The 11,028-nt window shown below is 73.5% G+C and carries 12 protein-coding genes; 9 read left to right on the top strand and 3 right to left on the bottom strand.

Translation table 11 applies throughout. The features are described from left to right. Positions 1-84 precede the first annotated feature (84 nt). Entirely contained in the window at positions 85-1,248 is a 1,164-nt protein-coding gene (locus tag ACTJKO_RS01235) for a peptidoglycan DD-metalloendopeptidase family protein (RefSeq protein ID WP_440684851.1), read from the top strand. Between the two features lie 91 nt (positions 1,249-1,339). Further along, entirely contained in the window at positions 1,340-1,747 is a 408-nt protein-coding gene (locus ACTJKO_RS01240; RefSeq protein WP_440684853.1) for a hypothetical protein, read from the top strand. On the opposite strand, the gene ACTJKO_RS01245 is transcribed toward ACTJKO_RS01240, so the two are convergent. After that, positions 1,729-3,618, bottom strand: a complete 1,890-nt coding sequence (locus tag ACTJKO_RS01245; protein ID WP_440684855.1) for a gamma-glutamyltransferase family protein — start codon at positions 3,616-3,618, stop codon at positions 1,729-1,731. The two genes, ACTJKO_RS01240 and ACTJKO_RS01245, sit on opposite strands and share 19 nt — an antisense overlap. Positions 3,619-3,748: 130 nt before the next feature. Between ACTJKO_RS01245 and ACTJKO_RS01250 the strand changes: the two genes are divergently transcribed. Both ACTJKO_RS01250 and ACTJKO_RS01255 read left to right on the top strand, forming a co-directional pair. Continuing rightward, complete coding sequence (locus tag ACTJKO_RS01250; protein WP_440684857.1) at positions 3,749-4,549, top strand: TSUP family transporter; 801 nt, start codon at positions 3,749-3,751, stop codon at positions 4,547-4,549. After that, positions 4,546-5,172, top strand: a complete 627-nt coding sequence (locus ACTJKO_RS01255) for a DNA alkylation repair protein (RefSeq protein WP_440684859.1) — start codon at positions 4,546-4,548, stop codon at positions 5,170-5,172. The genes ACTJKO_RS01250 and ACTJKO_RS01255 overlap by 4 nt, the downstream gene beginning before the upstream one ends. Before the next feature lie 16 nt (positions 5,173-5,188). On the opposite strand, the gene ACTJKO_RS01260 is transcribed toward ACTJKO_RS01255, so the two are convergent. Continuing rightward, positions 5,189-5,557: a nuclear transport factor 2 family protein gene (locus tag ACTJKO_RS01260; protein WP_440684861.1), complete on the bottom strand. Its 369-nt coding sequence runs from the start codon at positions 5,555-5,557 to the stop codon at positions 5,189-5,191. Between the two features lie 40 nt (positions 5,558-5,597). Then, positions 5,598-6,425, bottom strand: a complete 828-nt coding sequence (locus ACTJKO_RS01265; protein WP_440684863.1) for a polysaccharide deacetylase family protein — start codon at positions 6,423-6,425, stop codon at positions 5,598-5,600. 134 nt (positions 6,426-6,559) lie between these two features. Here ACTJKO_RS01265 and ACTJKO_RS01270 point away from each other — a divergent pair, with 134 nt between their 5' ends. The 5 genes from ACTJKO_RS01270 (at position 6,560) to ACTJKO_RS01290 (ending at position 10,981) form a co-directional block, all read left to right on the top strand. Next, positions 6,560-7,453, top strand: a complete 894-nt coding sequence (locus ACTJKO_RS01270; protein ID WP_440684865.1) for an aminoglycoside phosphotransferase family protein — start codon at positions 6,560-6,562, stop codon at positions 7,451-7,453. Positions 7,454-7,607: 154 nt separating this feature from the next. Then, complete coding sequence (locus ACTJKO_RS01275) at positions 7,608-8,801, top strand: zinc-dependent alcohol dehydrogenase (protein WP_440684867.1); 1,194 nt, start codon at positions 7,608-7,610, stop codon at positions 8,799-8,801. Next, positions 8,801-9,841, top strand: coding sequence for an NAD-dependent epimerase/dehydratase family protein (locus ACTJKO_RS01280; protein WP_440684869.1), 1,041 nt, complete (start codon positions 8,801-8,803; stop codon positions 9,839-9,841). Before ACTJKO_RS01275 ends, ACTJKO_RS01280 begins: the two co-directional genes overlap by 1 nt. Positions 9,842-9,891: 50 nt before the next feature. Next, a complete protein-coding gene (locus ACTJKO_RS01285) occupies positions 9,892-10,311 on the top strand; it encodes a DUF6314 family protein (RefSeq protein WP_440684871.1) in 420 nt (139 codons plus the stop codon). Between the two features lie 4 nt (positions 10,312-10,315). After that, positions 10,316-10,981, top strand: a complete 666-nt coding sequence (locus tag ACTJKO_RS01290) for a pentapeptide repeat-containing protein (RefSeq protein ID WP_440684873.1) — start codon at positions 10,316-10,318, stop codon at positions 10,979-10,981. Positions 10,982-11,028 lie beyond the last annotated feature (47 nt).

Here is an 11,028-nt window from a genome sequence, read left to right on the forward strand (position 1 = left end):
ACTGGGGCTGTGTCACTGCTGCGCGGCTTGTGACCATCGTTCGACGACGCGTTCAGGGCGCGTCGAACGAACCAGGGGATCCTCTTGCGCAGCAGCACCTCAGCACGTCTCGCCGCGGTCGTCACGGCGGTCGCGGTCGGCCTCGTCGGCGGCGTCGTCGCCGTCTCGCCGGCTCACGCCGCCGCCACCTACGTCGGCACGATGAAGGCCGGGACGACGATGGTGGCCGGTGACCAGATCACGTCCGAGAACGGGCAGTTCCGGCTCGTCATGCAGGCCGACGGCAACCTCGTCGAGTACGGCATCGGCAACGCCGTGCTCTGGTCGTCGAACACGGCGAACAAGCCCGGCGCGGTCGCGCTCTACGGACAGGACGGGGTCCTCACACTGCGGCTGGACCGGAAGGCGTTCAAGCAGTGGGGAACCGGCAACGGTGTGCCGGGCCGGGACCTCGGCGTCCAGCCCGACGGCATCATCCGGTCGAAGACCACGGCGAACAAGGTCCTCTGGTCGGTGGACAGCTACCAGGACCGCGTCAAGGCAGGGAACGTCATCCTCCCGGGGACCGTGCTCCGGTCGGACACCAGCCAGTCCCGCACCTTCACGATGCAGGCCGACGGCAACCTCGTGCAGCTCGTCAGCGGCAAGCCGGTCTGGTCTTCCCGCACCTCGCGCAAGCCCGGCGCCCGTGCCGCCGTCCAGACCGACGGCAGCCTCGCCGTCATCGGTACCGACGGTCGCACCCTGTGGTCCTCGAACAGCGGGCGGGCCGGCGCGGGACAGCTCCTCGTGCAGCTCGACGCGAACGTCGTGGTCTACGGCAAGAACGACACGCGCGCGTGGTCGACGCGGAAGGTCACCGGACTGCTGTGGCCGGTCGCGAGCACCAAGATCACCGGCCGGTTCGGCGACGACCGCGGGGCGGGCCACACGCCGCGCTACCACCAGGGCACCGACGCCGCCGTGGGGGTCGGCACGCCGGTCTACGCCTCGGGCTCGGGAACGGTCACGAGCACCATCGCGAACGACCCGTCGTTCGGCAACTACGTCGTGGTGACCTACGGCCTGACGACCGTGCTCACCGCACACCTCAGCAAGATCGAGGTGTCGAAGGGGCAGATCGTGTCGCCCAGCACGGAGATCGCGAGGTCCGGGAACACCGGACAGTCGACCGGCCCGCACGTGCACGTCGAGACACGGGTGAACGGGACGCTCAAGGACCCACTGACGATCCTGCACTTCCGCTGACGTCGATCGGGTAACGGTTCCCACCGGTCGGGAAGCCGCTCGTTACGATGGCGCCGACGGAGCGAGGGGCGCGCCGCGGGGGGAGCGGACCATGGCAGAGCGACACGACTTCGACCGGGTCCGGCAGGGGAACCTGTACCAACCGCGGACGCACTACCAACCGCCGGAGCGGGACGAAGCCACCATGCGGCGCAGCATCGCCAACGCGGCGCCGGGCAACGTCGGATTCGCCTACAGCTCGCCGGAGGGCGGCGCCGGCCCCGAGGCGCCGGTGACGCGGCTGGGCCTCGCGTGGCGGATCGCCGCGTCGATCGTCCTCGCCGCGATCGGCATCAACGCCCTCGTGCAGATCGTCCGGATGCTGACCCAGACCGAGCCCGCGTGGGTCGCGGCCCTCGGCATGGCGATCGTGGCGATGCTCGCGCTGGCGTACCCGGTGGTGAACGTCGTGCGGGTGGTCCGTGCGGTTCGCCGTCGTCGTCAGCGTCCGGCCGCGTAGCCCTGCGCACCGCGGGAGTTCGCCGCCGCGCCGAGCACGCCGCTCTCCGGGTCACGGGTCACGCACGACAGACGGCCGAGCGACCAGTCCCCGGCACGCGTGACGACGTGCCCGCGAGCCTCCAGCCCGGCGATGACCTCGTCGCCGAGCCGGTCCTCCACCACGAGCCCCGCCGGTTCCCACGTCCGCGGCCAGAACGAGCCGGGGAACGACGTCGTGTGCACGGCCGGGGCGTCGATCGCCTGCTGCGGTGAGTACCCGCCGACGATCCAGCGCAGCAGGAAGAGCAGCTGCCACTGGTCCTGCTGGTCGCCGCCGGGCGAGCCGAGCGCGGCCACCGGCACCCCGTCCCGCAGCACGAGCGTCGGCGTCAGGGTCGTGCGGGGACGTTCGCCGGGTCGGAGCGTCGACGCGGTTCCCTCCTCGAGCCACGTCATCTGCAGGCGCGTGCCGAGACAGAACCCGAGCTCCGGGATCGTCGGGGACGACTGCAGCCACCCGCCGGACGGAGTGGCGCTGACGATGTTGCCCCAGCGGTCGACGACATCGATGTGGCAGGTGTCGCCGCGGGTCTCGCCGGTCGGGGCGACGAACGGTTCGCCGCGGTCCTCGACGGGCGCGGCGGGAGCGGCGGAGGAGTCACCGTCGCGGGGGATCTGCACCGTCGGCTCGCCGAGGCCCTGCCCCCGGACGGCGCCGGCACGCTCCGCCTCGTGGGCGGTCCGCACGGGCGGCATCGCGTACGTCACGCCCCGGACGGTGCCGGGCCGGAGCTCCGCGGATGCCCGCTCACCGATCAGGGTCCGGCGTTCGTCCGTGTACGCGTCCGAGAGCAGCACGTCGAGCGGGACGTCGCCGTCGCCGTAGAACGCCTCGCGGTCGGCCAGGGCGAGCTTCTGCGCCTCGACGATCGTGTGCACGCCGACCTCGGTCGACGGGTCGAGCAGCGCGTCGTCGAGCGGCTCGAGCAGCCGCAGGGTCTGCAGGAGCGCCGGGCCCTGGCCCCACGGGCCCGTCTTCGCGATCGTGCACCCGCGGAACTCGGCCGTCGTCGCCGGTTCGTACGTCGCACGGAACGCGGCGAGGTCGGACGCGCGGATGACCCCCGCGTGGTCGGTGCCCGACGAGTGCCGGTGCGGCTGCCGCACGAACCGGTCGACGGCCTCGGCGACGAAGCCCTCCGCCCACTCGGTCCGCGCCGCGTCGATGCGGGCGGTCCGGCTGCCGGCGCCCGTGCCTGCCGCGACGAGCCGGTCGAACACGGAGGCGAGCGCCTCGTTGCGCACCAGGTCCCCGGGGACCGGCACCGCGCCTCCCGGCAGCCACTGTGCGGCGGAGGTGGGCCAGTGCTCCTCGAAGAGTCCCTGCACGGCGGTGATCGTCCGGACGACGGCCGGCGCGACGGGGTGGCCGTCGCGGGCGTACCCGATCGCCGGTTCGAGCACGTCGGCGAGTTCCCACGTGCCGTGGTCGCGGAGCAGCAGGAGCCACGCGTCGACCGCACCCGGCACGGTCGCCGCGAGCGCGCCGGAACCGGGGACCATGTCGAGCCCCTCGGACCGGTAGTGCTCCGGCGTCGCGCCGGCCGGAGCAGGTCCCTGCCCGACGAGCACCGTCGGCCTCGGGTCGTTGGCGGTGGCGAAGACCGCGGTCAGGTCGCCGCCCGGCCCGTTGAGGTGCGGTTCGACCACGTGCAGGACGAAGGCTCCGGCCACGGCCGCGTCGAAGGCGTTGCCACCGCGCTCGAGGACGGACTGCGCGGTGGCGGTCGCGATCCAGTGCGTCGACGCGGCCGTGCCGAAGGTGCCGCGGACGTCCGGGCGGGTGGGGTGTGCGGTGGGCGGGACGAAGGCGGGGTTCGGGGTCGGCATGTCCCCATCCTGTCCTCAGCCGGTCCGTCAGGTCGCAGCGACCACGACTCCGGCAGGGAAGAGCAGCGCGACGAGCGCCTCGGCCAACCGGTACTCCGGTACCGCGCAGCGCTCGCCGTAGGCTGGCGGGATGGAGCCACGCGGACGACCGGTCGTGCTGGTCGCGATCGGGATCGTCGCCGGGCTGCTCTCCGGCCTGTTCGGTGTCGGCGGTGGGGTCATCGTGGTGCCGGCGCTCATGGCCTTCCTGCACCTCGACCAGCGCCGGGCATCCGCGACGTCGCTCGTGGCGATCGCCCCGGCGGCCGTCGTCGGCGCCGTCACCTACGCGGTGCAGGGCGAGGTGCACTGGCTCGCAGCCCTGATGTTGGCCGTGGGCAGCGTCGTCGGGGCCCCGATCGGGGCGCGGCTCCTGCGCGCCCTGCCGCTCCGCGCGCTCCCCTGGATCTTCGTCGGGTTCATCGCGGTCGTGCTCGTGTCCCTCGTCACGACCGTCCCGACCCGCGGCGGCGCGGTGCACTTCGGCGTGGTCGAGGCGATCGTGCTGCTGCTCATCGGGCTGCTGTCCGGCGTGCTGTCCGGGCTGGTCGGCGTCGGCGGCGGGGTCGTCATCGTGCCGGGGCTCGAGGTCGTCCTCGGCGCGGGTGACCTGCTCGCGAAGGGCACGTCGCTGCTCACGATGGTGCCGACCTCGGTGTCGGGGACGGTCGCGAACCTCCGGCGTCGTGCGGCGGACCTCCGGACGGGGCTGATCGTCGGCATCACCGCGGCGGTGTGCTCGCCGGGAGGCGCGTGGATCGCCCGCCTCGTCGACCCACGTGTCGGCACCTGGCTCTTCGCCGCGTTCCTCGTGGTGGTGGCGGTGATCGTCCTGCGTCGGGGGCGGCGGGCCGCACCCCGGTCCGAGGCGACGGACGGGGAGGTCGCATGACGCGCCTCCCGGACGCGGAAGCGGTCCTCGCCGCGTTCGCGCGCACGCCCGGTGACGTCGCGGCGGCCCGGAGGGTCGCCCGGCAGTTCTCGGACCTCGACGAGGGGGAGCGCTCGGCACTGCTGTGGAGCGAGGACGCGGGTGCTCGGCTCGTGGCCGTGCTGCTCCTGGTGCAGGCGATGCGGGAACGACCCGACCCGGAGCTCACGGACGAGTACCTGTCGGCAGCGAAGGCGGAGCGGTTCGACGACACGGTGCTGGTCGACCTCGGCGCCGAGGAACTCGTCGGGGCGCCGCTCGTCGGGGCCTCGACCGGGCCGCTGTACGCGCTCGTGAAGTCCGACGTCGCGATGGTCCGCCGCATCGCGGTCGTGGCCACCCTGGCGTTCGCGAAGCGGGGCGATGCCGAGGTCCCGCTCGGCATCGCCGGACGACTGGTCCGGGAGCGGAGCGACACCGTGCAGTCCGCGCTCGGGTGGGTGCTGCGTGAGACCGGGAAGCGGGCGTCCGAGGACGCCCTCGTGGCGTTCCTCGAGCGGCAGGGGCGGTTCCTCACGCCGGCGGCGCGGGTGACCGCGACGGAGCACCTGCCCGCGGCGGAGCGCGACCGGCTCCGCGGCTGACCCGCGCCGACGGTGCTCAGTCGGCCGCGGTCGGCTCGGCGAAGAACGTGGTGAGCGTGGCGATGACGCCGTCACGGACCTCGATGACGTCGATCCCCCGCACGGCCGGTGCGCCGACCGGGCCGAAGCCCCACGCGAGCGCGCCGTGCGTGTCCGAGACGTAGCGGCGGCCCTCCTCGACGAACTGGAACGCGCCGGGCACCTGGTCGAGGAGCGCTGCCGCCTTCTGCTCGAGGGCGTCCCACCCGACGGCGGTGCCCTCCGGGTCGGTGAACCGCACGTCCCGCGCGAACGAGCGTTCGATCGCCGCACGGCGGGACTCCGGGTCCCGGTTGCCGAACACGTCGTGCAGGTTGGCGGTCAGCAGGTCGGAGACGGAGGCCATGCCCGGAGCCTAGCCACGACCGACGCCACGCCGGAAGGGCTCAACGGGAGAAGACGTCGTCGAGTGTGAACGTCGCGAGGTGGCGCTGGTCGAGGAGCGTCCGGAGCCGTGGCAGCGCCCCGATCGTGCCGGGGAAGTTGGCGTGACCGATGACGATGTGCGCTGGCTGGAACCACTGCTCGGCGAACCCGACGATCTGGTCCGTGCTGATGTCGCCCGAGTCGGCGAGTGTGCCGTACCAGAGCAGCGGGGTCGAGTAGCCGACCCGGGCGGCTGCGGCGTCGACCCGCGCGTCGTGGTAGCCGAACGGGGGCCGGAAGTACGGTCGGGCGTCGACGCCGAAGGTGCGCTCGATGAACTCGTGGTTCCGGGTGAGTTCGTCCTGGATGCCCTGGTCGGAGAGCTTCGTCAGCGCGGGGTGGTCCCAGGTGTGGTTGCCGATCTGCACCTGCCCGGACTCCACGAGCGGGCGGAGCAGGTCGGCGTGCTGCGTCCACGACGGCCGGGCCCCGTTCACGAAGAACGTGATGCGGGTGCCCGTGCCGGCGGCGAAGCGGGCGTACGCCTCCACGACCTCGGCGGAGGCGCCGTCGTCGACGGTCCACGCGATCCCCGGCGTGCCGTCCGGGAGTGCGGTCACCGTGCCGTGCGGCAGCGGGCGCTTCGCGATCGTGACCGGCGTCGCGGTGGGTGTGGGCATCGGCGTCGCGGTGTTGGTCGGCGTCCCGCCGTCCGGGCTCGCGCTCGGCGTCGGGGAAGGGCTGCGCAGCGGCGCTCCCGGGCCGGGTGAGCACGCGGCGAGCAGTGCGGCGGCGAGGGTGCCGGTCGCGCCGGACAGGAGCGCGCGGCGGGTGGTGCGGTGGTCCATCGGTCCCAGGCTGCCGGTCGTCCGGGTCGGAGCGCATCGGCGTCGCGTCGGACTCCGGCTGGCCGACCGGCCACCGAACTCGCCGGGGTGGACACCCGGCCCCCTCGTCGAGACGGGAGCGTTACCGTGACCGCATGCCCACCGATGTGCCCCGGCCCCGCATCGACGCCGCGCTCGTGGAACGGCTGGTCGCCCGCCGGTTCCCCGCGTGGGCGCACCTCCCCGTGCGCGAGGTGGAGCACCAGGGCTGGGACAACCGCACGTACCGCCTCGGGGACGACCTGTCCGTGCGGCTGCCGAGTGCGGCCGGGTACGTCGCTGCCGTCGAGAAGGAGCAGGCCGTGCTGCCGTTCCTCGCGCCCCGGCTCGCCGTCGCCGTCCCGGAGCCGGTCGCACTCGGGATCCCGGACGACGCGTACCCGTTCCCGTGGTCCGTCCGCCGTTGGATCGAGGGGGAGGCCGTGGCGACCGTGTCGGACCTCGACCACGAGCGGCTCGCCCGGGACGTGGGCGCGGCCCTCCGGCAGCTCCGCGCGGTCCCGGCCGAGCACGGCCCGGCCGCGGGAGCGCACTCCTTCCACCGCGGAACGCACCCGTCCCACTACGGCCCCGAGGTCCGGGCGGCGCTCGACACCCTCGGAGGAGCGGTCGACCGCGGGGCCTGCGAGCGGGTGTGGGCAGCGGCGACCGGGAGTCGCTGGACCGGCGCGGACGTCTGGTTCCACGGCGACGTCGCCCCGGGCAACCTCCTCGTCGACGACCACGGCCGACTCGTGGCGCTCATCGACTTCGGCACGTGCGGCGTCGGCGACCCGGCGTGCGACCTCGTGCTCGCATGGACGTTCCTCGACCGGGCTGCTCGACGGGTCTTCCGTGACGCGGTGGGCCTCGACGCCGACACCTGGGCGCGGGCGCGCGGGTGGGCGTTGTGGAAGGCGCTCATCATGCTCGCCGGCAGCGCCGGCCCGGGCGACCGCACCGAACACGAGCGCGTGCTCCGGGCGGTGCTCGAGGACCCGGTCGTCTGACCGCCGGTCCGGCGGGCCAGGAGGCGCGACCCGCCTCCACGCGCAGCGCGCGGAGCGGACGGGGCTGGGAACGCACCACGGGGCGGGCGCGTAGCGAGGGGACACGTGAGCCGCGCCTCCCGGCCGGCCGAAGCGACCACGAGAGGAACGCGACGTGCGCGCACTGACCTGGCAGGGCACCGAGAAGGTGTCCGTCGAGACCGTCCCCGACCCGACCATCCAGGAGCCGACCGACGCGATCGTGCGGATCACCTCCACCGCGATCTGCGGCTCCGACCTGCACCTCTACCGTGTGCTCGGTCCGTACATCGACAAGGGCGACGTCCTCGGGCACGAGCCCATGGGCATCGTCGAGGAGGTCGGATCGGGCGTCACGAACCTGAAGGTCGGCGACCGTGTCGTCATCCCGTTCAACATCTCGTGCGGGCACTGCTGGATGTGCCAGCACGGGCTGCAGTCCCAGTGCGAGACGACCCAGGTGACGGAGTACGGCACCGGGGCGTCGCTGTTCGGCTACACCAAGATGTACGGCCAGGTCCCCGGCGGGCAGGCGGAGTACCTCCGTGTGCCGCACGCCGACTACGGCCCGATCGTGGTGCCGGACGACGGAACGCCCGACGACCGCTGGCTGTTCCTCAGCGACATCCTGCCGACCGCGTGGCAGGCCGTGCAGTACGCCGACGTGCCGGAGGGCGGCACCCTCGCGGTGCTCGGCCTCGGCCCCGTCGGGCAGTTCGCCGCCCGCATCGGTGCCCACCTGGGCTACCGGGTGCTCGCCGTCGACCCGGAGCAGGTGCGCCGCGACCTCGGCGCGAAGCACGGCGCGGAGGTGTTCGACCTCACGAAGGACCTCGTGCCGCAGCTCGTCGACCTCACCGACGGACGGGGACCCGACGGTGTCGTCGACGCCGTCGGCATGGAGGCGCACGGCAACCCGGTCGCCGGCTTCGCCCAGCGCGCCGCCGGGCTGCTGCCGGACAAGCTCGCGCAGAAGGCCATCGAGACAGCCGGCGTCGACCGGCTCACCGCGGTGCACACGGCGATCGACCTCGTCCGCCGTGGTGGGACGGTGTCCTTGAGCGGTGTCTACGGCGGCATGGCCGACCCGATGCCGATGATGACCCTGTTCGACAAGCAGATCACCATCCGCGAGGGCCAGTGCAACGTGAAGCGCTGGATCGACGACATCATGCCGCTCGTGCAGGACTCCTCGGACCCGCTCGGCACGCTCGACCTCACGACCCACCGGGTCTCCCTCGAGGACGCGCCGCACATGTACTCGGTGTTCCAGAAGAAGGAGGACGGCTGCGTGAAGGTCGTGCTCGACCCGGCGCTGGCCGCAGCCTGATGCGCGTGGTCGTGGTCGGGGCGACCGGCAACGTCGGGACGGCGGTGCTGCGTCGCCTGGCCACGGCCGCCGGTGCGGACGGGTCCTCGGCCGTCGAGATCGTCGGCGTCGCGCGGCGCCTGCCCGACGCGCACGCCGAGCCGTACCGGGCCGCCCTCTGGCACGCCGTCGACATCGGCTCGCACGACGCCGTCGCGCGGTTGGCAGCCGTGTTCCAGGGTGCCGACGCGGTCGTGCACCTCGCATGGGCGCTGCAGCCGACGCACGACATCCCCGCCCAGTACCGGACGAACGTGCTCGGGACCGCGAACGTCCTGGAGGCCGTGGCACGGTCCGGTGTGCCGCAGGTCGTCGTCGCGTCCTCCGTGGGCACGTACCGGGGTGTGGACGTCGACGGCAAGCGCACGCCCGTCGACGAGTCCTGGCCGGCGGACGGCATCCCCACCGCGACGTACTCCGTGCACAAGGCGGCGAACGAGGCCGCGATGGACGTGTTCGAACGGACACACCCGGACGTGGTGGTGACGCGCCTCCGACCGGGGCTCGTCTTCCAGCGCGCCGCCGGGGAGATCCGCGGGCTCTTCCTCGGCCACCTCGTGCCGATGTCGATCGTCCGGTGGCTCCGGTGGGCGCTCCTGCCGTTGCCGTTGCCGTTCGTGTTCCAGGCGGTCCACGCGGACGACGTGGCCGACGCCTTCTGGCGCGCGATCGAGCGGCGGGCCGGCGGCGCGTTCAACATCGCCGCCGGACCGGTGCTCAACCCGCCGAGGATCGCCCGCGCCTTCGGGATGCTCGGCGCGGTCCGTGCGCCGTTGTGGCTCGTCCGCGGGATCGTCACCGCGACGTGGCGGCTGCGGCTCCAACCGACCGATGCCGGCTGGGTGGACATCGCTGCGCAGGTCCCGGTGATGCGGACCGACCGGGCGCGTTCGGAGCTCGGATGGGAGGCGCGGCACACCTCCGAGGACGCGTTGCGCGAGCTCGTGGCCGGGTTCGCGGACGGTGCTCGCGTCCCGGCGTCGGGGCCGTTGCGCGGGTGACGTCCGGTGCGGGCCGGGTGCCATGTGGCCCTCGGTCGTAGGGTGGGAGCGTGCTGCAGCCGACGGACCTCCTCGGGGAGTGGGAGCTCCGCCGCACCGTGGACGACCGTCGCGCCGCGGCCCGCGGGGTCGTCCTCGGCACGACGACGCTGACGAGCACCGGCGCCGACGAGGTCCGGTGGGACGAGTCCGGCACGATGACGTTCGGCGGGCGGACGGTGCCCGTCACCCGGACGCTGCTCGTGCGCCGCACGGACGGCGGATCGTGGACCGTGCACTTCGCGGACGGCCGGGTGTTCCACGACTGGGTGTGGGGCGCGCGGGTGGAGCACGCCTGTGCCCCCGACGACTACACGGGCGTGCTCGACGGTGATGTGACGCGGTGGCGGGTCCGGTGGGAAGCACACGGCCCGGCGAAGGACTACGTGCTCGACAGCGAGCTGCGACGTCGGTCGCACCCGGCAGACTGAGGGCATGGCCCGCTCCTCCGGCACCGACGCCCCTCGCATCACCCTGACCGAACCGATCGACCTCGACGACTGGACCCCGGGCCCGGGGGACGTCCTCACCGGGGACCGCATCGAGGGCAAGCGCGTCGAGGTGTTCGACATCGCGGGGGAACGGCTGCCGGACCTCGAGCTCGAGGAGTGCGTCGTGGGTGCCCTCCGCGCGGACGGCACCGACCTGCGCGGGCTGCGGGTGCGCGACTGCGTGGTCGAGGTGCTCGACGCGCCGGTGCTCCGCGCGTCGAGCAGCTCCTGGCGTGAGGTCCGCGTCGCTGGCGGCCGGGTCGGCTCCGCGGAGCTGTACGACGCCGGGCTGAACGGGGTCGAGTTCGTCGGGATGAAGCTCGGGTTCGTGAACCTCCGTGGCTCGACGCTCACCGACGTCGTGTTCCGCGACTGCGTCATCGACGAGCTCGACATCGCCGACGCCCGACTGCTGCGGGTCGCGTTCGACGGCACCCGGATCCGCGCGGCCGAGGGCACGAACACCCGGATCGAGCACGTGGACCTGCGCAGCGCCGACCTCGACCGGGTGGAGCGGCTCGAGGGGTTCCGCGGGGCGACGATCGGCGCCGACCAGCTGTACACGCTCGCGCCGCTCCTGGCCGCGCAGGCCGGGTACCGCGTCGACTGAGCGTGCTCGGGCGCGCCCGAGACTCGGTCGCGGTGCGGCGAGACTCG

The organism is Curtobacterium sp. 22159 (assembly GCF_052045775.1).
In the GTDB taxonomy this organism is placed as follows: Bacteria; Actinomycetota; Actinomycetes; order Actinomycetales; family Microbacteriaceae; genus Curtobacterium.